This window comes from Bradyrhizobium sp. UFLA01-814, assembly GCF_046718885.1.
Taxonomy (GTDB): Bacteria; Pseudomonadota; Alphaproteobacteria; order Rhizobiales; family Xanthobacteraceae; genus Bradyrhizobium; species Bradyrhizobium elkanii.
Genome location: NZ_JAQOSR010000001.1, coordinates 158,485 through 181,184 on the forward strand (window position 1 = coordinate 158,485; position 22,700 = coordinate 181,184).

Genomic DNA, 22,700 nt, shown 5'->3' on the forward strand with positions numbered 1-22,700 from the left:
TGTGCTCCGATTGTATCATCCGCACATGAGAGAAGGGGATGCGGGGCAGGCCTCGACGCCGCCCGTACGCAAGATCATCCATATCGATATGGATGCGTTCTACGCATCCGTGGAACAGCGCGACAATGCGGAACTTCGCGGCAAGCCGGTTGCGGTGGGAGGCTCGGCCGAGCGCGGCGTCGTGGCCGCAGCGAGCTACGAAGCTCGCAAATTCGGTGTGCGGTCGGCGATGCCGTCCGTTACCGCGAAGCGTCAGTGTGCTGATCTGATCTTCGTGAAGCCTCGTTTCGAGATCTACAAGGCCATCAGCCGACAGATCCGCGAGATTTTTGCCGAGCACACGTTGCTCATCGAGCCGCTGTCGCTTGACGAGGCCTATCTGGACGTGACGGACAATCTCCAGGACATCCCGCTCGCCCGGGACATCGCTCTGCGGATACGGCAGAAGATCAAGAAAGAGACCGGGCTCAATGCTTCGGCGGGCATCTCATACAACAAGTTCTTGGCGAAGCTCGCCTCCGACCATCGCAAGCCCAATGGGCAGTACGTCATCTCTCCCGAGATGGGGCCGGGTTTCGTGGAGACCTTGCAGGTCGGCAAGTTCCACGGGATCGGTCCGGCGACGAGCGCGAAGATGAACGCGCTCGGGATCTTTACGGGTCTGGACATCCGCAACCAGACGCTTGAATTCATGAATGCCAATTTCGGCAAGTCCGGCGCGTACTACTACTGGATATCGCGCGGCGTCGACGAACGTCTCGTCCGAGCAAACCGGATCCGCAAGTCGATCGGCGCGGAGAATACGTTCTCGACCGACCTGACGGATTTCGACGCCATGGTCGCCGAGCTCCGACCGCTCGTCGACAAGGTTTGGCGGTATTGCGAAGCCGTCGACACGCGAGGGCGCACGGTGACGCTCAAAGTCAAGTTCTCCGATTTCGAGATCATTACGCGCAGCCGGTCGACGTCGACCGCCGTCGCGGATCGCGAAGAATTGGCCGATCTGGCGATGGCACTGCTGCAGGAAAACATGCCTTTCCCCAAGTCGGTCCGTCTTCTGGGCGTGTCGCTGTCGTCCCTCCAAGCCGGGGATGATACGGAACCGCAACTGGATTTCGGCCTCTGACCCGGACTAGACTTTCTACCGGGGTCGCCGACGGCAGCCGTGGCCCAGGGGATCGCAACATTCGATGCTGGAGAACGACCTGACCCTGGCCGCCATGGCTGAGGCACTGGCTGGATCCGCCGACTATCGCGTCCTTCGACGCCTGGTTCGTCGGGAGACGTTTTTACCTTCCGTCGGTCACGGCACCAAGACCGGGATCCTCCTGGACGTGGAGACGACCGGTCTCGACACGCAGAAGGACGAAGTCATCGAAGTCGGCATGGTCAAGTTCGAGTACTTTCCGGACGGCCGTATCGCCGGCCCGCGGGACGTTTTCTCGTCGTTCAACGAACCGTCGGTGTTTATCCCGCTGGAGGTCACGGCCCTTACCGGCATCACGAACGAGATGGTCGCCGGACGACGCATCGACGATGCTGCTGTCGAAGCCTTTGTCGAGGATGCAGTGGTCGTAATCGCACACAACGCAGGCTTCGATCGCAAATTCGCGGAGCGCTACTGGCCGGTATTCCAACGAAAGGCTTGGGCGTGCTCGGCGACCGAGGTCGAATGGCGAAAGCATGGGTTCGAAGGATCCCGCTTGGGCTATCTTCTGAACGGCGCCGGCTTTTTCCACCAGGCGCACAGGGCCGTCGACGATTGCCATGCGCTTCTCGAGATCCTCGCGTTCGAACTGCCGGCCGCCAGCACTTCGGCGCTGGCGGTCCTGCTGGATCGAGCGCGAAAGAAGACCGTGCGGGTGTGGGCGGAGCAATCGCCGTTCGATCTCAAGGATTCGCTCAAGCGTCGCGGTTATCGCTGGAGCGACGGCAGCGATGGTCGGCCGAAGTCGTGGTACATCGATATCGACGAAGACGAGCTGGATGACGAAGTCGCATTTCTCAAGACTGAGATCTATTTGCGCGATGTCGAACCACGCCTTCAAACCCTGACGGCGTTCGACCGGTTTTCGACCCGGGCCTGACGTGCTTGGCGCGGTGGAGCGCCGACGAAACTTAGACTTCGCGCTGTCGAGGTGTTCGCGCGCGCTTGTCCTTTTTGTCGCGGGCTTCGTGAATCTTTTCGCTGATTCGGGCTTCACGAATTCGTATGCCGACGCCGATCTGAGGGTCGGTCTCGTCCTGCAGGAATTCGACACCCATGCCTTCAAGCGAAGTCTGGAGCGCAGCCAGCGTGCGATCGTGGAGAATGCGCTCTCCTTTTTCGAGATGTGCAATCGTCCGCGTGGCCACCTCCGCGTCCAATCCAAGCTCCGACTGTGAAATTCCGAGCCAAACACGGGCGGCCGCAATTTGTCGTCCGTTAACCATTAGTGTACATTCCTAATGCACATGTGCATTGAGAGTGGTAGTGTCTTCCCATCGAAGCGAACGAGGACACAGACCACCGATGACCCCCAGCGAATGCGCGATCCAGACCTCGGCTGACGATCTGCCTGACCTTGTCGGGCAGATCGTTGAACCGACGGCCAGAGCCGCCGAAATCTCGGAGGTGCCGTGGCCGGCCGGCGCGAGCGAATCGGCAGCCTACGAAACCTACATCGGCAGCAACGCCTGGAAAACTAATCCCAGCCGACTCGCCGAACTCCGCGCCTCGGGCTACCGGTGCCGCACCTGTAATGCGTCCCGGGACGAAGCTCGACTGGAGGTGCACCATCGCACCTACGAGAATTTCGGCCGCGAGCTCATGTCGGATCTCACGACGCTGTGCGCGGCGTGCCACAAGGTCATCACGTCCGAACTGCGTTCCCGTCGTTACGCGGCTCACCCCGTGGTGATGGCCGACTACGCGGCGGAAACGGCCTCCGCGCCGCTCTTCGACGTCGCCTACAGCACGGGAGACGTGTGATGAGCGTCGATCACATTAAGCTGAAGCTGACCGGTGTCGGCCCGATGCTCATGCATTCTTCCAAGCTGGCCGATCCGTTCGAGAAGGTGACGAAGGCGCTCACCAAGATCACCGGCAAGGCAAAGAAAACGGACGCGGATCACTTGCGGATCGCGGAGCTCGAATTTCGCGGCGGGCTTTGGCTGCACCACGGCTTTCCCTGCCTGCCGCAGCAGACCATCAAATCGGTCTGCGTCGATGGCGCGAAGAAGGCCAAGCAGGGCGAAATCGCGAAGGCGGCATTCCGCTCGGAAGGAGCGGCTCTGCTTCAGTACGATGGCCCGAAGACCGTCGACGCCCTCTGGGCCGACGAAAACTTCCGTCACCGCGCAATCGTCCGCGTCCGCGGGTCGTTGACGGTGCGCACGCGCCCGATGTTCCAGGAGTGGAGCGCCATCGTCCACGGCAGCTTCCTGCCGTCGATGCTCGATCGCGAGGAGATCGTGGGGTTCTTCCAGACCGCCGGCTTGTTCGGGCTCGGCGACTACACCCCGGAATTCGGCCGCTTCGTCGCAGAGGAAGTGCAGCTGGAATAGAGCTCGGCGTGCCGGGGCGTGGCCCGGCGAGGCAGGGCAGGGCCCGGCGTGGTTACCCGCGAGAACGCCGGCCGAGAACAGACAAACCAATCGTACTAACCGACGCGCAAGACACGATCTGCGCGAACGGAGGGACATGACGTGACGCGCCACTTCCACCGCCGCTTCCATGAAACGCTCGACTCAACCAATGAGTGGCCCTCGACGCTCTCGTACTGGCGACAGTACGGGGCGGAGAGCTTCGACGCGCGTCGCATCGCCGAGGTCGTCGCATGCGTGGCTCGCATCTCTTCCACCATCCCCGACTGGCGCAAGGCGATCGACGGAGACGCCGCCGCGGCGATCGGCATCGTTTTGCCTCAGCCGCGTCCCGAGAAGTTCACCATCCGGGTCGATCTCCCGATGACCGTCTTGTTGAACTGTGCCTTCCACGATGCCGCGGCCGCTCTCGTTCTTTCCAACAGGTTGATGCAGATGCCGCTTTCGGAGGGGCATCGCACCAATCTGTCTACCTCCTGGCTGGTTCACAAGATCTGGCTGGACCACAAGCGAACCCGCCCGAACTGGACTTGGAGCGCGTCATGAACACGGGTTCGTTGGAGCTCAGAGCCTACAAGCGCAACTGGCGTGCTTCGCGTCGCTTCCGTTGCCATGCTGCGGCGGGCGGGAAGCGTCGCAAGGAGATTTTCGCCCACGAGGATCCGCGCACGTCGTGCGATGCGATCGGAGGCGGGTTCTCAGCGCTCCGCCGTGCTTGGGCCACCCATGATTTCGACATGGAAGAGGAGGACGAGCCGGTTGTCGTGAGGAACGGCCCGCGTTCTTCAAAGGAGCGACCGGTGTCCCCGGCCGACGTCGCGGCCAGCTTGATGTGCGCGCGGCTGTTCGATGCGCACCCCGACGTGCTCGGTTCGATGCGATCGGCCGCACCGGTCATCGCGATCGACGTGTCGGATCCGGATATGCTGGAAAAGGTCCTTGGCGTCTGGCGCGAGACGCTGCTGTCGCCGTCCGTCCGGGTCATGAACCTCGGGGAGCGTCATGGCGGTCGCGACAGCCATGATCTGATCCTCATCGCCGAACGCGATGTCCCGGCGGGTAGCAAGCTCGCCGATCGTCAGCGAGAAGCGCTTTGGGCCCTTCAAGTCGCGTTGCCGATCGTCGCGATCTCGCCGTCGGCCGAAACGCACGTCGCAAGTGCCATCTTGAAGGCGGCGCCGATCCGTATCCGCTTTCCCTTCATCGATCCCGCAACGATCGCTCTGACCATCAGGGTGGTGACGGGACGCCCGTGCGGCGATCTGCTCGACGAGGCGGTGAGTTCGCGGGTTTCGCTCGAAGATCTGGTCTCGCGGTGAGGTTCGACCGTACGCCGGACGAATGCATGAAGGAACTCCGCCGCTTGGTGGCCCTCAAGGACCACCGGAACACGGGCCGTGACATCGAACTCGACCAGATCTTCGGGATGAGGGAGGCGGTACAATGGGCCCACTCCTCGATCCGAGATGTAAATGCGTGGCGCCGCGGGGAGATCTCCTGGTCGGCCGTCGACCACGCTGTCTGCCTCGTCGGCCCTCCCGGAACGGGCAAGACCCTTTTCGCCTCTGCCTATGCCAAAGCCGCCGGCGCAAAGTTGATCGCCTGTTCGCTTGCGCGCTGGCAAGGCTCCGACGAAGGACATCTCGGTCACCTGCTGCGGGCGATGCGCAAGGACTTTGCCGAAGCGCGCGCGCAGGCTCCGTGCGTACTCTTCGTCGACGAGATCGACTCCTTTGCCGACCGAAGCAAGGTACGCCATTCGCATGCGGATTATGCGGTTCAGGTGGTCAACGCATTCCTCGCAGAATTGGACGGCTTGGCCGGCCGTGACGGCCTTCTGTTCTGCGCCGCCTCCAACGACGTCAGCCGCTGCGACCCGGCGATTCTGAGGCCGGGGCGCTTCAGCAAGGTCATTCGGATCGGACTTCCGGATGCGGATGAGTTGGAGCGCATGTTTCGTGTCCGATTGCGAGGCGAACTGGCGACCGCGAGGCTGGACGATATTTGTCTGCTGGGAATGGGGTCTACCGGTGCGGATGTCGAGCGGATCGTGGCGGACGCCCGGCGCTTCGCTCGTCAGGACAACCGTGACATCGAGCTCGCGGATCTGCGGAGGGCACTCACCGGAGATCGAGATCGGGACCAGGCCGAACTGGAGCGCGCAGCCGTGCATGAGGCCGGGCATCTGCTCGCGGAGATGCTGCTGTTCGGCGAGGTTGATTGCCTGTTTGCCCATATCGCCGCCTCCGGCGATAGAGGCGGTGCCACGATCCGTACCAGAACTCCCGCGTTGCAGGGGACCTATGAGGATTACAGCAAGCGGCTTCAGGTCCTGCTGGCCGGTCGCGTGGCCGAAAAGATGATCTTTCACGCCTATTCGGATGGAGGGGGAGGTCGCAAGGGCTCGGACCTGGACCAGGGGACCCGATTGGCGACGGCCATGGTCGCCTCGCTGGGGCTCGTCGACACCTCCCTTCTGTTCCTCGGTTCAAGGGAGGATACCCGTGAATTGCTCTCCTATCCCGAGGTGCGGCGCGCTGCCCGCACGGAGCTCACACGCGCCGCCGACGCCTGTCGCTCGACGTTGATCGAACATCGGGAGTCCCTTGAGCGAATCGCCGCCGTATTGCTGAAGAACGGCAGTCTGGATGGCGTCAGGGCTGCGAAGTTTCTTTCCGGCAATTCGGCGTCGTGGAGCGTTGCCCCATGACGACCGAAGCCATCAGCGCCGTGGAGCTGGAGCGCCTGGCGACGTTGCTGCAGTCGTCCGGCGAATACAGAGTGTTGCGTCGTTTGCGGCAGGGATCGACCGGTCCGATCAGCGCGGCGCAGGTGAAGCGGGCCGTCTTCCTCGACGTGGAAACGACGGGTTTGGATACCTTGAAGGACTCCGTGATCGAGCTTGCGATGTTGCCGTTCGACTATGATGCCGACGGAACCATCGTAGGGATCGGCGAGGTCTTTGTGTCGCTGCGGGACCCCGGCGTCCGAATTCCTGCCGAAGTCACGAAGCTGACCGGGATTACCGATGAGATGGTCGTTGGGGCTTCCATCGATCCGGCACAGGTCGAAGGCATTGTTGGGCCTGCCGCGGTCGTGATCGCCCACAATGCCGGCTTCGATCGGCCGTTCTGCGAGCGCATGTGGCCGATCTTCGCGTCGAAGCCATGGGCTTGCTCTTTGCGCGAAGTCGACTGGAGCTCTGAAGGTTTCGAAGGTGCCAAGCTGCGCGATATCGCCGCCGGCCACGGCTTCTTCTTCGACGGACATCATGCCGCAGAGGACTGCCGTGCGGGCGTCGAGATCCTAGCGCGGGGCCTCCCGAAATCCGGACGGACGGGCCTGGCGGCGCTCCTCGACTCCGCGCGTCGGACCCGCTGGCATTTGTGGGCGCTCGGTGCTCCATATTCCGCCCGGGAGTTGCTGAAGAAGCGCGGCTATCGCTGGAATCCGGGCGATGATGGTCGCGCCAAATCTTGGCACATCGAGGTGCCCGAAGCCTCGCTCGCGGACGAGCGCCGCTTCCTGCTCGATCTGATGCGGCAGGACGAAGACGGAATCGTCTCGCTGCCGACGACGGCTTTTGATCGCTATTCGCTTCGGTGAATCTTCCGCTGACGCGCGCTCAGACACCAAGGGAGGCAAGAGCCGCATCGTCGTCCTCGTCCGTCGGCCCATTCAGCTCCAAACGATCAAGTATTGTCTTTGCGCTCGCGATTAGACGCGAAAGATTCCTGGAGAGCTCGGGATTCTTCTGCGAAATCAATTGTCGCAACATCTCTCGGTATTCGGGAAAGTCCGGAGCAGGAAATAGATGGTTCGCATTGGCGACCGCGGGCACGGCTTGGCGAAGGCCCGAATACATCCATGCGATGTCCCATAGGTGCTCGGCGACTGCTCGTGCGCACAGGTCGGCGGCGGACGTCGTCGGTCGATAGTGTCTTGCTGCGATTTCCGACCTAACGTTGATTGCTTGCTCGGTCGCCCAGCCTTCTTTGGCCGCCTCGATCTCGGTGAGCCCAAAAACGTGGCCGTGCCACCCGCTGGATAGCCGAACATGGCGCTCCGGACCGGGCATGGAATAGCCTGCTGCTTCCCGCCGATTCAACGTGGTCGGTCCGAGGACGAGATCGACGCCCTTACGGTCTTGGGCGGCGGGGATGAAATACCAGACCGGATCTCCGCCTTCGACCAGCACATCCCCGCCGCAGAAGAGCAGTCTGGAGGCATCCCTGTGAGCACCGGCGAGCTGCAGATCGAACGTTGACCGGTCTTTGTCCTCCCTCACCTCGATCCTACCGAAGTTTTCGGCCTTGAGCGGATTACAGAGTCGGTACGTACGATGCAGCGGGTCGAGAATCGCACTTGCGGTTTCCCAATCGTTTTCCACCATGCTCCGGAACTCGGCGGACTTCAGTGGACCGTCAGCGCCGTGGAGCGGCCACCACATGGATCCGGCATAGGAGCGGATTTCGTGGGGCTGCCGTTCTTCGCCGTTGAACTGAGCGACTTCGTAGGCGATCGGAGCGTCCTTGGCATCGACCTCACTGATCGCGACGTCGCACGTATCGTTAAGGTCGATCCATTCTTCTAAACGGCACCGCTTGCGCACGTAGTGGCGGCGATAGAAAAACTGCGACTTGAACATGAAGTCTGTCATTTTTCTGCTCCTCCGTTTCCGCCCTAGAATCCGAGGCGGCCAAGAGCCGCGTCGTCATCTTCGTCGAGGCCATTGATGAGATCGAGACGGCGTAGGATTTCGCGAGCGTCTTCGGCCTCCTGAGCGAGGTTCGATGTGAGAGAGGTCCAATCGACTGCAGCGAAATCCTCAAGTACGCGGCGATGAGGCAGGTCGTGCGGATATTCGGCCCTTCCGTCGGCGTCCGCGAGGCACGGGACGTACGGACGAATCCAAGGCCAGCTATCCCAGTCGCCGTCCTTCCGCATGCCGCGCCACAGCCATTCCGCGAGGGCGCGAGCGCAGGTTTGGGGGCCCGCTGGCGGCGCCGGCAAGAGTTCTTCGATCTGGTGGATTCCGCGCACTGAGCTATCGCGACGGTCGAACAAATGCCGTTCTCGATCCAATTCGTGCGGTCCGATAGCTAAAGCTCTCTTTGCAGCCCAGCGCCGGGCGCTGACCGTAGGACCGTAGATCCCGGTCTTGCCACGTTCGCGGAAGTTGTCCCCTGCATCGACCAGATCCAATTCGGAAGGGCCGACTTCGATGTCGATGACTTTCCGATCCAGTCCCGACCTGATCCCGTAATAAACGGGCGGACCAGCTGCCACCAATACGGTTGAGTCGCAGAAGACGACTTTCGACGCGCCGACACGGGCCTTTTTCCATTGGTCGTCCTTCGTCGATTTGACGACTCTTGGCTTTGAGGCGAAGAATTTTTCCTCCGAAACCTCCGAGTGGTACGGTAGACCACACCCCAGCGTCGCAAGGACGAGATGGCTTTCCCTTTCAGCGTATGACGCGAATTCCGCGGGACTGACTGCCCGCCCGGCCTGCTTCAGGACCCACCAGTAAGAGTTCTGAGAAAGCCTAACTTCCGCTTTCAGAGAGCCCTTTTCGTCGACAATGCGATGCGATATCGGAGCGTCAATCGCCGCGATGCTCTCGATCACGATGTGTCCATCGCTCGCGACCTTCTGCCCCTGTCGATTCCTATGGCGGTAAGGGATGTAAATGGCGTCGTATGGCACACGAAGCTTTACGGGCGCGTTCATGCTTTCATCCCTTCAGCCGATAACCGCCGCTTCCTGGTCGCGGTTCGGTGCGAGGCCTTGTCAGCGGCGATCTGAGCCGACGTGCGCCGGATGCGCCGGAGCGGCTTCGGCGGTGAGGTCAGCGCTGCGATCTCGTAGCGTGGGTACATCTCGATGGTGTTCTTGAGCGTTTTCACCCAGGCGTCGCCGTAGTTCAGGCTGACCTTCTCGATCTCGACGGGATCGTCGGATCCTCCGTGCCCCGTGATGAAAGCCTCCACCTCGGGATGCATGCCGACGTGGCGCGACACGGACTTGAAGCGGTGGCGCCACCCATGATTCGGCTTCACGCCCGTGACGTGGAGGCTCTTGACGACCCACTCTCCGAGACGCTCGGCGATTTTTTGCCACTGTGGATTGGCGTTGTCGCCACCCTCGGCACGCTTGGGGTCGTAGAAGAGCGGCAATCCGGCCTTCTCGCGCTCGGCCACGAAGTCGAGGAACTCTTGGTCGATCAGATGCGAATGCAGCGGGACAACCCGCTCGTAGTCACCTTTCGTCATCTCTGGACGGAGATAGAAGCACGGTATTCCCGACTCCGGATCCGGCCGCACGTCCGACGGTAGGAGCGACGTGATCTCGTTCACACGCGCTCCCGTGTAGGCGCAGATCCAAGGGATCCAGCGTCGAGCGGCCCGCGTCTCCGCGGAGGTCAGATGCGAGAAGGTGGCGAGCGTCGCCGTGAGAATCGTCTCGGCCTGGGCGTCGGAGAAACCCTTCTTGTTCGACTTCATGGTCGACTTGACGCCCCTGACCCTGACGCGGGAGAACGGATTCTCGGTCGTCAGCTTGCCGCGCTCGATCTGGAAACCGGCGACTGCCCGCAAGGAGGCGATCCAGACTTCGCGAATGGACTTCTTCGCGATGCTTTCTTCGGTGAGGTGGTCGACCCAGCGATAGGCGTCGTCCTTCGTCATCCGGCAAAGGTCGGAATGACCGACGAAGTCGCAGAACGCCTTGATCTTTGGGCGCCAACGTTTGGCTGTCGCGCCCGTTGCCCCGCCCTTGATGCCGGCTTTCTCGCAGTAGAATTCGAATGCTTGTTGAAGGTCGATCTCCTTCGATAAGGAGGGGGCGTTCTTGGCGAACGCGTCTGATTCCGAAAAGTCGCGGTCCCTGGCCGCCCGGGTCAGGTCGATCGAGATCTGTCGCCGCGCCTCGACGAACATGGGCAGGAAACGGGCGCGGTCGGCATCGTTCAGGACGTAGCCGTTCCGGTTCAGAAACTGGTCCAACGACTGCTCGTCGTACTCGCGCTCCTCGTCGTTCTCCTCATCGTTGCGTAGGTGCGTGTTCTGTCCCCACCTGGCCCCCGCGGGAGGATTGCGGATCTGGGCTGCGCGGCCCTGCTCGTGCACGACACGCTGAAGACCGCTGAGATCCCAGTCGGTCATGGTCCGGGCCGGGGCGGCCGGCGTTCTGCCGGCGGCTTGGGCCGCCCGCAGTCGGTCCTCCCATTCCCGGTCCAACTCGAGGCTGAGCTTGTTGCATGCGACCACGGCCGTCTTGAAATCGGTCGTATCGAGCGAGCGCCAGACCTCGCGGCGGTCGACGACGCCCCGGTACCGTTCCGGCACCTTCTTGCGGAGCCACCAGAGGTCGCTTTTGATCTCTTTCCGGTCGGTCCTCTTGTTCTTGATCGTTTTTCGGACGGGGGTCGGCATGTTTAAATTTTTAGGTTTTCCCACGTGGGTGTAGCCCCTTGGTGTAGCCCCGGGACATGCAGGAAGCCCTTATTCCGCCGATAAAATTTGAAATATCAGCGGGTTAGTTCAACGGGGGTAGTGGAATCCCTCCCTCTCCGCCACCCTTCGCCTGCCGGGCTTCGGGTGGCAGGCTACCCTTTCGGACCAGGGCGAAGGGTGTCTCCCGAAGCTTCGGAGAAGCGTAGGCAATGCCCCCTGACATTCCAACGATCTCGACCGCTCGCCTGATGCTTCGTGCGCAGGTTGTCCATGACTTCCCCGCCTGCCAGGCGTTCATGGCTTCGTCCCGGTCCGCCGGCACGGGCGGTCCGTTCCGGGTATTGGACGTGTTGGAGCTCTCTCAACCCGAGATAACCGCTACCCGGCCTCTGGACAGTGATGCAACCTGCCCTTCGCGGTCGTCCCTCGGGAGTGCGCCCTCGAGGCCGAACGTTGTGGCAAGTCCTCTAACACCAGCAGGCGTCACGACGAGCGCGCGGCTATCCCGGACATGCTCAACCCAATCGTGCTCGAGAGCGTGATGAAGGATGGCAGCGCCGAGCGCCCCGGCCAGATGCGGCCGGCGCTCGCTCCAGTCGAGACAGGGGCGACAGAACACCCGGCGCTTGGAGGCGAGGCGAAGATCGACGCCTAACTCATCGAAGAATGACCGACCGGCATCGGTGAGTTGTCCGCCATCCTCGTCGAGCAGAATGAACGACTGCTGGACCAGCCGGTCGGCGATTGCGACGGCGATGCGGCCGGCCATGTGGTCATAGCACGTCCGCGCGTGTCGGAGCGTCTCTCCGCCGCGCCAGAGATTGCGCTGCCGGGCGGGGCCGTCCTGCGCCACCACCATGAGACCTTCCAGCACGCGCGCGACGTGCGGAGAGGCCAAGCGAAAATATCGTCGTCGGCCCTGCTTTGCGAGCGCAAGCAATCCGGCGTCGCTGAGTTTCGCAAGATGGCCACTCGCTGTCTGCGGCGCCACGCCAGACACATAGGCGAGCTCCGAGGCGGTCAACGTTCGGCCATCCATCAGCGCACTGAGCATGTTGGCGCGCGCCGGATCGCCGATGAGTGCCGCGACTTGGGCGATTTTGGGTCCCGTATCCATGTCTTTCTCGTACGCCGATGAGGCCGCAGTGCCAAGCACGAATACTTCGGCCAAGATCGTAGTGTTTCTGCAAGACCGATTCAATCGCGGGACATAGGTTGTCTGGACACCACTAAGCCCCAGCGAAAGGCATCGCCGCGATGGGACGAAAGTCTCGCGGCTCCAAATATTCGATTGGCATCGAATGATAATCGCAAAGCGGGCTGGTCTGAGCCATCAAAATCTCACAGACAACCGAGTGTGATCAATGCAAACAACTTCGCTCAACACAAGGCAGCCGGAACAAGCCGGCTCTGACAGCACGTCATCCCGTTCGCCTCTCGCCGCGGTGCTGGCGCTTGCCGCCACGAGCCTCGGCCTCGGCGTCGTGCAGCTGGACATCACCATCGTGAATACCGCGCTGAGCAGCATCAGCACCTCGCTCGGCGGCAGCGTGGCCGAGCTGCAATGGGTGGTGACCGCCTATACCATCGCATTCGCTGCCTTCATTTTGACCGCTGGTGCGCTCGGTGATCGCGTTGGCGCCAAACGGATATTTATAGGGGGCTTCGCAATCTTCACGTTGGCTTCGCTCGCCTGCGCATTGGCTCCGTCGGCGATGTTCCTGATCGTTGCTCGCTCCGTGCAGGGCCTGGCGGCGGCAATCCTGGTGCCGAACTCGCTGACGCTACTCAATCACGCCTATACCGATCCGAAGGCGCGCGGCCGCGCGGTCGGCTTCTGGGCCGCAGGTGCGAGCGTCGCACTGACTGCGGGGCCGCTAGTTGGCGGCGCGCTGATCGCGCTGGTCAGCTGGCGTGCGATCTTTCTTGTCAACTTGCCGATCGGCGCCGCCGGCCTCTGGCTCGCCTGGCGTTACGCCGAGGAGACGCCGCGGCTCGCGCAGCGTGAGATCGATCTGCCGGGACAGATCGCGGCGATTGCAACCCTCGGCACGCTGGCCGGCGCCCTGATCGAGGGCGGCGCGCTGGGCTGGAGCCATCCGCTCGTCATCACGGGCTTCGCGGGGGCGGCCGTAATCGGACTCCTGTTCGTATGGCGCGAGGCGCGCGCGCCGCAACCGATGCTGCCGCTGTCGCTGTTCCGCCATCACATGTTCGCGCTGACCGCTCTGGTCGGGCTTCTCTTCAACATCGCCTTCTACGGCCTGATCTTCGTACTCAGTCTCTACTTCCAGAACGTCAATGGCTGGTCGCCGTTCGCAACGGGCCTCGCCTTCGTGCCCATGATGGCCATGGTGCTGCCCGCCAACCTGATCACCGCGTCGGTCAGCGAGCGCCTCGGCGCGCCGCAAACCATTGCGCTCGCTTGTGTGATCACCGCCGCGGGCTGCGTTGCGCTGCTGCCTATGGCCTCAGGCACCAGCTACGGGGCGATCGGCGCTCAGCTCCTCGTCCTCGGCGGCGGGCTCGGCCTGCTCGTGCCGTCCTTGACCTCGACGCTGCTCGGCAGTGTCGAGAAGTCGCGATCCGGCATCGCCGCCGGTGTGTTGAACGCGACGCGGCAGACCGGCAGCGTGCTTGGCGTTGCCCTGTTCGGCTCGCTGGTCGCGGGGAACAACGCGTTCATGGCAGGCGTGCATGCCTCGCTCGTGATATCGGCCGCTGTGTTGCTCGCAGGTGCGGTCGCGATCTGGCAGGGCCGAGCAAAGGAGGGACGATGACAGGGGAGGTCGAGCTCATGCGGTGCCCCTGGTGGAGCGGTCTAGATCTGCTCACGCTGAGTTCTTCTCAGTTTGGCGCGAAGCGCTCGATCCGTCAGCGCCGCAAGGCGACCCTCGCGATCTGGTCTATCGCTATCGGCCGCGCTGAGCGGGGACGCGCGAGGCACGCTCAATTCCGCCATCCCGTCACATCAGGCACGTTGTGCAGCTTGTCGGGATTGCGGGTCACATAGATCGCGACAATCCGTTCGTTCTCGATATGCAAGGCTGTCGTTTGAACGAGGTCGTCCTCGATGGTGATGAAGCCCGGCAATCCGTTGATAGTCGCGTAGCGGATCAATCGTGAGGGATGCACGGTGAAGAGCCGGGCGAGCCCCGCGAAGCGCTCCATCGCGCTTTCGAGTCCGACCAGAGGCTCTGTCGGTGCCGGGACCTGGCCGCCACCATCCGCATAGACCACGACATCTTCGGCGAGCATGGCGCGGAGCGCAGCAAGGTCGCCGGTCCGCGTTGCCGTGAAAAAGGCATTTGCGAGCCGCAAGCCTTCTTCGTTCCCGACGACGAACCTGGGTTTGGCAGCGTGGATATGCGCGCGGGCGCGGCTGGCAAGCTTGCGACAGGTCGCAGCCTCACGCCCGATCGTCTCGGATACGGCATCGAACCCCAATCCGAACACGTCATGCAGCAGAAAGGCCGCCCGTTCCAACGGCGACAGGCGTTCCAGCGCGATCATCAACGGCAGGATCAGATCGTCGGCCGCTTCCGTTTCTTCGGGGTCGAAAAACGGTTCGGGGAGCCACGGTCCGACATAGGCGGCACGCCGGCGCCGAGCGGATTTCAATTCGTTGAGGGACAATCGGGTGACGATGGTGTGTAAGACTGCCTTGGGATCGCGCATCTGGTCGCGATCGGCGGCGAGCCAGCGCACCCAGGCGCTGTGCACGACATCCTCTGCGTCGGCGACCGAGCCCAGCATCCGATAGGCCAGCCGGATCAGGCGCGGCCGCAGCTCGGCGAAGATTTCGGCCGCCGTCGCGTCTTCAGCCGCGTCGGTCACGACGCGGCCCGAACGGCCGCTGAGGCCGCGTCACGGCCACGCGCAAACTGCAGCGCCGTCTTCGCCACCCGCTGCCCGAGGTGGCGGGCGGTTGCGAGATCGGATGCCGGCGGCGCGGTATCCGGCCCCTCGTCGGTGTTCGATTGCGCCCCGGCTCCGAGCCAGAACCCCAGCCTGTTCGGATCGGCTTCCGATCCCGATGCGGAGTTTTTCCCCGGAGGCAGATCGAGATTGACCCAATGCATCCCGTGCTGTGCGGCGAACAAGGCAAGCTGGATCAATGTGGACAGCTTGTCGCCGGCGTGCGCCCCCGAATTGGTGAAGCCTGCGGCGAGCTTGTCTTTCCAGCGGTAGCCCTTGGACATCACCGCTCGCGACGTTGCTTCCTGAAAGGCTTTGAAGGCCGCGGAGGCGGCGCCCATGTAGGTGGGCGTGCCGAAGATCAGCGCTTCCGCATCCATCAGCCGATCCCAGTTCTGTTCCACATTCTCGACAGGCACCAGAAGCGCCTCTGTGCCATCGACATCCTGGACGCCGGACCTGACGGCCTCCGCTTGACGCCGGGTATGGCCGTAGGCGCTATGATAGACGATTGCGATCAGGGTACGACCGCCGCCGGTTCCGAGTGTGTGCATGGTGTCCTCTGCTGCTGCCATTGCAGAAGCCAAGACAAGGCAGCGCGTCGAAACGTGACATGCCCTGCGAACTTTCGTCCGGAGGATGTTGCTCCAATTGACCGCCGCTCAGACCGGAGCGGTGGCCGCGGGCTACTTTGCATGGGGTTGTTTTCGATATTTTGCCGGGAGCCGGCCTTCGGGCCGCCTCGGTAACCTTAATTTTCCGTTTCGATTGTCGATAAAGTTTTATCGATTATCCTCGTGGCCATTGAGCGGTGTGACGAACCGCGCGATGAGCGGCAACAGCCGAGTGGCTGGACGACCTCTCTGAAATCGAAGGGTGGGCAGAGCGCAGTGCCAGCCACCTTTCGGGCTGTCCGGCGGCGGCCGGCGGGGCAAATCAATTTTGAAGTGCTTTTGATTGCCAGGTTGCGGCGCATATCTCTCCGCATGAAGCCTTTCAATTGGGATGTTCCAAGATGACGCTCGCGCATTTCCTGATCGCGGCCGGTGGCGGCTTTTTGTTGCTCGCTGGCTTCGTCGCATTTGCCCTTTGGAGAAACGCGCTCCATTCGACGGCGCGGATTTAGCAACAGACCAGATTCAGCTCCGACGGCCTCGCGCTTGGGGACAAGCGAGGCTGGCGGAATGGCCGCACCGCCGCGCGGCCTGACAGCCGAGCACCGCGCCTTAAACCCTACCCCAAGGCGACGCGTGCTCGGCTGTTCAATTCCTGACCAATCTTCGTCGTTTGAAACGTTCATTGCGCAAAGGCAATTCCTCCGCTCTCCGCGTCACCTCTACGACGCGAGATCCAGTCTGCGCGTGATCGCGATGGCCTCGAGGAAGGTCTCGTCGTGGCTCACAACCAACAGCGCGCCGTCATAGGCGCGCAAGCCAGCCTCGACCGCTTCCATGGATTCGATGTCCAGGTGGTTGGTCGGCTCGTCGAGGATCAGGAAAGGCGGAGGCCTCACGCTGCCGAGCACACAGGCAAGACCGGCGCGAAGCAATTGACCGCCGCTCAGGCTCGCGACGGCCTGCAGCGCGGCATCGGCGCGGAACATGAATCGCGCCAGCGCCGCGCGACAGGCGTTCTCGTCGGCATCCGGATTGATGCGCCGGAAATTCTCCAGGATGGAGGCCGACGCATCGAGCAGGCTGACTGCCTGATCGAATATGGCAAACCGGGTCATCACCTCGACGGTGCCGCGCGCCGCGGTCAGGTCGCCGCTGATGAGCTTCAGCAACGTCGTCTTGCCGGCGCCGTTGGGGCCAGTGATCGCGACGCGCTCCGGACCCGAGATCGAAAAGGTGAGATCACGCAGGATCGGCGCTTCCGTGCTGTAGCCGACATCGGCCGCATCGATTCGCAGCACCATCCTGCTCGCCGGCAGATGCGTCGAGGGCAATTGCACCGAGAATGGTTGCAGCACCTCGATGCGTTGCCGCGCCGCGGTGGCGAGTTCGAGCGCTTGCGTCCGCCTGCGCTCGGCGAGGCGGGCGTTCTCACCGCCGCTGTCCTCGCTGCGGTCCTTGCGCAGCCCGGCGGCGATCCGCGGCAGATCGCCCTTGGCGCGCTTCCTTGCACCTGCGCCGTCCTTGCGCGCCTTCCGTTCGTTGGCTTCTCTGGCGTTGCGGTCGATCTCGGCGACGCGCTTCTCGGCATCCGCCAGATCGTGCCGTGCTGCCGACAGCTCGATCGCCTTGCGCGCGCGGTACGCGCTCCAATTGCCGCCGTAACGCCTGGCTTCCAGCGAGGTCAGTTCGACGATCGCATCCATGGTCTCCAGCAATTCGCGGTCGTGGCTGACGATGATGGCGCCTTGCCGCCAGTCGGCGAGCAGATCGATCACCGCCTTGCGTCCCGCACGGTCGAGATTGTTGGTGGGCTCGTCGAGCAGCAGAAAATCGGGCTGCGCGAAGGTCAGCGCGGCGAGGCGGGCGCGGGTGGCCTGGCCGCCGGACAGCGTCGCCAGCGGCGCGTCGAGCGCATCGCTCAGTCCGACGCGCTCGAGCGCGGCCGCGATGCGCGTGTCGAGCGTCCAGTCGACGTCGGCAATCTCCTCGGTGCTCGCAAGGCCCTGTTCGGCACGGCGTAGCGCAGCCAGTGCGCGGCGCGCGCCGAACAGGTCGACGACGCATTCATCCGGCTTCAGCTGAACCGTCTGATGCAGCATCCCGACGCGTCCCTGAACCGAGACCGTGCCGGATTGCGGCGTGCGCAGCCTCGCGATCAGGCCGAGCAGCGTCGTCTTGCCGACGCCGTTCCTGCCGACAAGGCCGGTGCGTTCGGGTCCGAAGTTCAGATCGATGTTGGAAAGCAGAACCCGGCCGTCAGGCGCGGACAGGGTCAGATGAGAGAGCGCGATCGATGCAGGCATGAATATCCCCGAGGGCAAGGCTGATGGGCGTTGCTGTCAGGGTGAAATCCATGGTCGTCAGCATCCTCGGGGATTGATGATTGGCGTGATGTAGTCGTCTATTGCGCCGGGAACAAGGCGCGAAGCCAGCCGTCACGCCGCTTCGGCGAAGGTCCAGCGGTCGGGATCGGGCGTGTGGCCGATCAAAGCGAGGCCGTAGGCGATCGATTCGAATTGATCCGCCGAGGTCAGGCGCGCTTCACCAAAGCGCTCGGCGAACAGCCGCTGCACGGCCGGTACGAACGAGGTGCCGCCGGTCAGGAACACCTTCTCGACGTCGCGCGCGGTGATGCCGGATTTCGCCAGCGCCTCGTCCACGGTCGCGCCGAGCCGTTCGATGTCGTCGGCGATCCAGGATTCGAAATCGTCGCGCGTGACGGTTGCGCCGATATCGATGCCTTCGCGGGCAAAGCGGAACTCGACGCGGTCGCGGCTCGACAGCGCGACCTTGGTGTCGGACACGGCGCGATAAAGCGCGAAGCCGAGATCGTGGTCGACGATGGTGATGAAATCGTGCAGCGGCGCCGGATCGAGCGCGGTGCGCGCGAGTTGCTGCAATTCGCGCAAGTCGCCATTGCCCCGCATCATCGCGAGCTGATGCCAGCGGGCGAGGCTCGAATAATAGTGATTGGGGATCGGCAGTACCTTGTCGAACGAGCGGTAGTTGGTGCCCTTGCCGAGCCGCGGCGAGACGATGTGGTCGACGATGCGGTAGTCGAAGGTGTCGCCGGCGATGCCGACGCCGGCATGGCCCAGCGGTTCGGCGCGCAGCACGCCGCCCTTGCGCGAGAACCGCATCACGGAGAAGTCGCTGGTGCCGCCGCCGAAATCGGCGACCAGCACCGTGGCGTCGTGGTCGAGCGTGCGTGCGAGGGAGAACGCCGCGCCGACCGGCTCGTAGACATAGCGCGCATGGCCGGCGCCGAGCCGCTCGAACGCGGCACGGTAGCGCTGCATCGCGAGCTCGTCATTGGGATTGCCGCCGGCAAACTTCACCGGGCGGCCGACCATGATGGTCGGTGCGCCCAAGTCGAAACCCTCGCCGGCATGGCGCGTCAGCGTGCGCAGGAACGCCGCGAGCAGGTCCTCGAACTTGTATCGTTGCCGGAAGATCTGCGTGGTGTTGAAGGCCGAGCTGGCCGCAAATGTCTTGAACGACTGGATGAAGCGATGGATCGTGCGTCCCTCGAGGAACTGCTCGATCGCCCACGGACCGCCCTCGGCGCGCGGATGCAGGCCGGCGCCGGGCCGTTCCTCCCAGAAGCACAGCGCGGACACATAGACGCTATGCGTGCGGCCGCCGTGGTCGAAGCGAACAGCCTCGACGCGGCCGTCGCCGTCGGACAGCGCGACCACGGTGTTGCTGGTGCCGAAATCGACGCCAATCGAGACGGCGGGCGGGGCGCTCGACATGTCATGCTCGGATTGTCTGTGAAAGGGGGCGGACCTTTAGCGGCTTTGGCCGGATTTGCCAACCCGTATGGACGCTATCCACCTCCCCTTGGAAAGGGGAGGTCGCTTTGCTCGTCAGAGCAAAGCGGGTGGGGATCTGCTCGCTCCGTAAACAGCATCGCCTGCGGCTGACCCCCATCCCGACCTTCCCCCTTTCGGGGGGAAGGAGAAGGAAGATGACGGTCCCGATGAAGCGGCTCAATCCTTCAATGCGTAGGCGATGACGTAGTCGCCGCGCTTGGTGCCGAACGAGCCGTGGCCGCCGGCCGCGGTGACGACGTATTGCTTGCCGCCAGCCTCGTAGCTCATCGGCGTCGATTGGGCGCCGGCCGGCAGGCGATCCTCCCAGAGCACCTTGCCGTTGCGCACATCGTAGGCCCGGATCGTGTACTCATAGGTCCCGGTGTAGAACGCAACGCCGCCGGCGGTGGTGATCGGCCCGCCCAGCATCGGCACGCCCATCCTGAATGGAAGCGGCAGCGGCGTGGTGTCCCGGATCGTGCCGTTGGGATGCTGCCAGACGATCTTCATCGTCTTCAGATCGATTGCGGCCATCGAGCCCCATGGCGGCCGGTAGCACGGCACGGAGAGCGGCGAGAGGAAGCTCGAGATATCGACGCCGAACGGCGTGCCATACATCGGCTGCACCCCGACCTCGCTGCCAACCGGCTTCTCGGCCGTCGGCGCCGGAGGATTCTGCGGGCCGCGCGGAATGAGTCTTGAGGCGAACGGCAACGACATCGGATTGCCGATGGCGATCTGCCTGACAGGATCGACCGCGATGCCGCCCCATTCGAACATGCCGAGATTGCCCGGGAAGACCAGCGTGCCCTGCAACGACGGCGGCGTGAAGGTGCCTTCGTAGCGCAAGCGGTGGAACATGATCCGGCACAGCAGCTGGTCGAAGATCGTGCCGCCCCACATGTCGGCGCCGGTCAGCTTCGCCTCGGGGCGGAAGGTCAGTTCGGAGAACGGCTGGGTCGGTGCTGAGCGGTCGCCAGGCGCTGCGCCTTGCGGCACCGCGCGTTCCGGCGCCGGCACGATCAGCTCGCCGGTCCTGCGGTCGAGCACGAAGATGTTGCCCACCTTGGTCGGCTGGATCAGCGCGGGGATGACGCCCTTCGCCGTCGTCACATCGACCAGGCTCGGTTGCGAGGGAACGTCCATGTCCCAGAGATCATGATGCACGGTCTGGTACGACCAGGCGCGCTTGCCGGTGTAGACATCGAAGCTGCGGATCACGCCCGACGGCACCTCGACCGCATAATTGTCGATCACCGCGGCGGCCACGACCAGGATCTTGTCGCTGACGACCGGCGGCGACGTCGGCTCGAAGAAGCCCGCGGTCTTGATCCCCATCCCCTGCTGCAGGTCGAGGCTGCCGTGATCGGCAAAGCCATCGCAGAGCTTGCCGCTGTCGGCATCGAGCGCGATCATGCGGCCGTCATTGACGGGCAGGAAGATCCGCCGCGGGCATTCGGCCGGCGCCGGATTGCCGCCAGAGTCGACGGCGCCCGATGCGGTTTCATGATAGGAGACGCCGCGGCAGGTCATGTGCTGGAACGTCTTGTTGTGCACAAGCTTGGGGTCGTAGCGCCAGCGCTCGGTGCCGGTCTTGGCGTCGAGCGCGAACAGCACCTGGTGCTGCGAGCAGAGATAGAGCGTATCGCGCACCTTGATCGGGGTGACCTCGAAGGTCGTCTCGCCGGAATCCTCTGGTGTCTTCACGTCGCCGGTGCGGAAGGTCCAGGCGACCTTGAGGTTGGCGACATTGTCGGGCGTGATCTGCTTCAGCGGCGAATAGCGCTGTCCGAATTGCGTGCGTCCATAGGCGCGCCAGTCGCCGTCCGGCTGCGGGTCGGCTTCGCTTTGCGGCACGGCAGAGCCGGACTCGGCAATCGTGCCGTTGATGTCGTGATAGCTGGACAGCAGCCCGGCGATGAGCACCGCCGCCGCAGCGACGACGCCGATCCAGAGTGGCGCCGTCGCGCGCATGTAAGGCACCGGCCCGCTTCGTGTCAGGGCGCGAACGATCACCGGCGTGAGCAACCACAGCGCCATGGGGAAGATGATGTCGCCACGCGCCGCGAGCGGCCACCAATCGAACCGCACCTCATAGACGGCCCACGCCAGCGTGCCGAGCAGCACGATCGCAAACAGCCAGAGCGCCTGATGGCGCTGTGCCAGCAGCAGCATAGCCGTGGTGAGAATGCCGACGCCGAGGACAGTGTAGAAGATCGATCCACCCAGTGCGGCGAGCCAAATGCCGCCGCCGGCGAGGACCAGGCCGATCAAGGCATAGACGATGGCTGTGATGAGGACTGCCCTGGATCGCTGCATGGTCGCTCCGGTGCGGGGCGGGATCGGGCTTGTCCCGCACAACAGACCGCGTCCGCCATCGCGAACTGTCGTTCAGCCAACCGCAACTTGCAACCTGGAACTGCGCCGTTGATGCACCACAAGCACGTAAGGTCTATGCGAAATCCGCCGAAGCAAATCATTCAAAATGCGCGCACCTTCAACAGGGAGCAGCGGAGCTGCGGAGCTGCGGCGCTGCGGCGCTGACGCAAAGGTGAGAGGTCTTCAGCGGATTTTGAATCGACACGCTCTTCCAGTCCTGTGCAGGCGCTGCTCTATATCGTTCCGCGGATCGCACCGCAGACGGTTGGCATGCAGGAGAAGCAACAATGACACTGAACCCCACTGCCGAGAATTATCGTGTCGCGGTCGCCGCCTACGAGGCGGGCCGACCGAGCTACCCTGCGGAGATCGTCGCCGCGCTGCCGCTTGCGGCCGCGCGCTGTGTCGTCGACCTCGGTGCCGGAACCGGCAAGTTCACCCGCCTGCTGCTTCCCCGTCTGCCGGCGACGGCCCGTCTCGTCGCCGTTGAGCCGGTGGCCGAAATGTCGGCCAGGCTGTCCAAGGAAGCCGGGGTGGAGGTCATCAACACGCGCGCCGACGCGATCAATCTCGAAACCGGCAACGTCGACCTGGTCACCTGCGCCCAGGCGTTTCACTGGTTCGACAACGAGGCGTCGGTTGCCGAGATCGCGCGACTGCTGCATCCCGGCGGGACGCTTGCGCTGGTCTGGAACAACAGGGACGACCGCGCGCCGTGGGTCGACGCGTTGTCCGTCATGATCGAGGGCTATGCGGGCGACACGCCCCGGCAACGGACCGGACGCTGGCGCTGGATCCTGAAGGACCCACGCTTCGTGCTCGAGAGGGAAATCGTGCAGGACCATCCGCACCGGATGAAGCGAGGGGATGTGTTCGAGCGCATCGCATCGACGAGCTATGTCGCCAATCTTCCCGATGCTGAGAAGGCG

The 22,700-nt window shown here is 63.5% G+C and carries 21 protein-coding genes; 10 read left to right on the forward strand and 11 right to left on the reverse strand.

The window, feature by feature from the left end; genetic code table 11:
- Positions 1–25: 25 nt before the first annotated feature.
- Positions 26–1,126 (forward strand): DNA polymerase IV, encoded by a 1,101-nt coding sequence (dinB, locus tag PMN64_RS00525; protein WP_411779218.1) that lies wholly within the window; start codon positions 26–28, stop codon positions 1,124–1,126.
- Positions 1,127–1,190: 64 nt separating this feature from the next.
- On the forward strand, positions 1,191–2,087 hold the full coding sequence (locus PMN64_RS00530) for a 3'-5' exonuclease (protein ID WP_411779219.1): 897 nt from the start codon (positions 1,191–1,193) through the stop codon (positions 2,085–2,087).
- A 31-nt stretch (positions 2,088–2,118) separates the two neighbouring features.
- Here PMN64_RS00530 and PMN64_RS00535 read toward each other — a convergent pair whose 3' ends face one another.
- A complete protein-coding gene (locus PMN64_RS00535) occupies positions 2,119–2,433 on the reverse strand; it encodes a helix-turn-helix domain-containing protein (protein ID WP_411779220.1) in 315 nt (104 codons plus the stop codon).
- Positions 2,434–2,512: 79 nt separating this feature from the next.
- Here PMN64_RS00535 and PMN64_RS00540 point away from each other — a divergent pair, with 79 nt between their 5' ends.
- From PMN64_RS00540 to PMN64_RS00565, 6 genes are all read left to right on the forward strand, one after another.
- On the forward strand, positions 2,513–2,971 hold the full coding sequence (locus PMN64_RS00540) for an HNH endonuclease signature motif containing protein (protein ID WP_411779221.1): 459 nt from the start codon (positions 2,513–2,515) through the stop codon (positions 2,969–2,971).
- Entirely contained in the window at positions 2,971–3,546 is a 576-nt protein-coding gene (locus tag PMN64_RS00545; RefSeq protein WP_411779222.1) for a hypothetical protein, read from the forward strand. Before PMN64_RS00540 ends, PMN64_RS00545 begins: the two co-directional genes overlap by 1 nt.
- A 141-nt stretch (positions 3,547–3,687) precedes the next feature.
- The gene (locus PMN64_RS00550) at positions 3,688–4,131 is read left to right on the forward strand and encodes a hypothetical protein (protein ID WP_411779223.1); all 444 of its coding nucleotides are present in this window, start codon (positions 3,688–3,690) and stop codon (positions 4,129–4,131) included.
- Positions 4,128–4,904 (forward strand): hypothetical protein, encoded by a 777-nt coding sequence (locus PMN64_RS00555; RefSeq protein WP_411779224.1) that lies wholly within the window; start codon positions 4,128–4,130, stop codon positions 4,902–4,904. Before PMN64_RS00550 ends, PMN64_RS00555 begins: the two co-directional genes overlap by 4 nt.
- 26 nt (positions 4,905–4,930) lie before the next feature.
- Entirely contained in the window at positions 4,931–6,295 is a 1,365-nt protein-coding gene (locus PMN64_RS00560) for an AAA family ATPase (protein WP_411779225.1), read from the forward strand.
- A complete protein-coding gene (locus PMN64_RS00565) occupies positions 6,292–7,191 on the forward strand; it encodes a 3'-5' exonuclease (RefSeq protein WP_411779226.1) in 900 nt (299 codons plus the stop codon). The genes PMN64_RS00560 and PMN64_RS00565 overlap by 4 nt, the downstream gene beginning before the upstream one ends.
- A 19-nt stretch (positions 7,192–7,210) precedes the next feature.
- Here PMN64_RS00565 and PMN64_RS00570 read toward each other — a convergent pair whose 3' ends face one another.
- The 4 genes from PMN64_RS00570 to PMN64_RS00585 all read right to left on the reverse strand — a co-directional run bounded on the left by PMN64_RS00570 (position 7,211) and on the right by PMN64_RS00585 (position 12,159).
- Positions 7,211–8,245: a hypothetical protein gene (locus PMN64_RS00570; RefSeq protein WP_411779227.1), complete on the reverse strand. Its 1,035-nt coding sequence runs from the start codon at positions 8,243–8,245 to the stop codon at positions 7,211–7,213.
- Positions 8,246–8,268: 23 nt separating this feature from the next.
- Complete coding sequence (locus PMN64_RS00575; protein WP_411779228.1) at positions 8,269–9,318, reverse strand: hypothetical protein; 1,050 nt, start codon at positions 9,316–9,318, stop codon at positions 8,269–8,271.
- On the reverse strand, positions 9,315–11,021 hold the full coding sequence (locus PMN64_RS00580) for a DUF6538 domain-containing protein (RefSeq protein ID WP_411779229.1): 1,707 nt from the start codon (positions 11,019–11,021) through the stop codon (positions 9,315–9,317). Before PMN64_RS00580 ends, PMN64_RS00575 begins: the two co-directional genes overlap by 4 nt.
- A 382-nt stretch (positions 11,022–11,403) precedes the next feature.
- A complete protein-coding gene (locus PMN64_RS00585) occupies positions 11,404–12,159 on the reverse strand; it encodes an ArsR/SmtB family transcription factor (RefSeq protein ID WP_035632987.1) in 756 nt (251 codons plus the stop codon).
- A 247-nt stretch (positions 12,160–12,406) separates the two neighbouring features.
- On the opposite strand from PMN64_RS00585, the gene PMN64_RS00590 reads away from it, so the two are divergent.
- On the forward strand, positions 12,407–13,822 hold the full coding sequence (locus PMN64_RS00590; RefSeq protein WP_411779230.1) for an MFS transporter: 1,416 nt from the start codon (positions 12,407–12,409) through the stop codon (positions 13,820–13,822).
- Between the two features lie 169 nt (positions 13,823–13,991).
- Here PMN64_RS00590 and PMN64_RS00595 read toward each other — a convergent pair whose 3' ends face one another.
- The 6 genes from PMN64_RS00595 to PMN64_RS00620 all read right to left on the reverse strand — a co-directional run bounded on the left by PMN64_RS00595 (position 13,992) and on the right by PMN64_RS00620 (position 21,711).
- Positions 13,992–14,879, reverse strand: a complete 888-nt coding sequence (locus tag PMN64_RS00595; RefSeq protein ID WP_411779231.1) for a sigma-70 family RNA polymerase sigma factor — start codon at positions 14,877–14,879, stop codon at positions 13,992–13,994.
- Positions 14,876–15,535 carry a flavodoxin family protein gene (locus tag PMN64_RS00600; protein WP_411779232.1) on the reverse strand — a complete coding sequence of 220 codons (660 nt, stop codon included), beginning with the start codon at positions 15,533–15,535 and terminating at the stop codon, positions 14,876–14,878. The genes PMN64_RS00595 and PMN64_RS00600 overlap by 4 nt, the downstream gene beginning before the upstream one ends.
- A gap of 176 nt (positions 15,536–15,711) precedes the next feature.
- On the reverse strand, positions 15,712–16,260 hold the full coding sequence (locus PMN64_RS00605; RefSeq protein WP_411779233.1) for a hypothetical protein: 549 nt from the start codon (positions 16,258–16,260) through the stop codon (positions 15,712–15,714).
- 36 nt (positions 16,261–16,296) lie between these two features.
- Positions 16,297–17,880: an ABC-F family ATP-binding cassette domain-containing protein gene (locus PMN64_RS00610; protein WP_411779234.1), complete on the reverse strand. Its 1,584-nt coding sequence runs from the start codon at positions 17,878–17,880 to the stop codon at positions 16,297–16,299.
- Positions 17,881–18,012: 132 nt separating this feature from the next.
- Positions 18,013–19,332 carry an Hsp70 family protein gene (locus tag PMN64_RS00615; protein WP_411779235.1) on the reverse strand — a complete coding sequence of 440 codons (1,320 nt, stop codon included), beginning with the start codon at positions 19,330–19,332 and terminating at the stop codon, positions 18,013–18,015.
- A gap of 237 nt (positions 19,333–19,569) precedes the next feature.
- Positions 19,570–21,711, reverse strand: a complete 2,142-nt coding sequence (locus tag PMN64_RS00620) for a PQQ-binding-like beta-propeller repeat protein (protein WP_411779236.1) — start codon at positions 21,709–21,711, stop codon at positions 19,570–19,572.
- A gap of 347 nt (positions 21,712–22,058) precedes the next feature.
- Here PMN64_RS00620 and PMN64_RS00625 point away from each other — a divergent pair.
- A partial coding sequence (locus PMN64_RS00625; RefSeq protein ID WP_411779237.1) for a class I SAM-dependent methyltransferase occupies positions 22,059–22,700 on the forward strand: 642 nt, incomplete at its 3' end.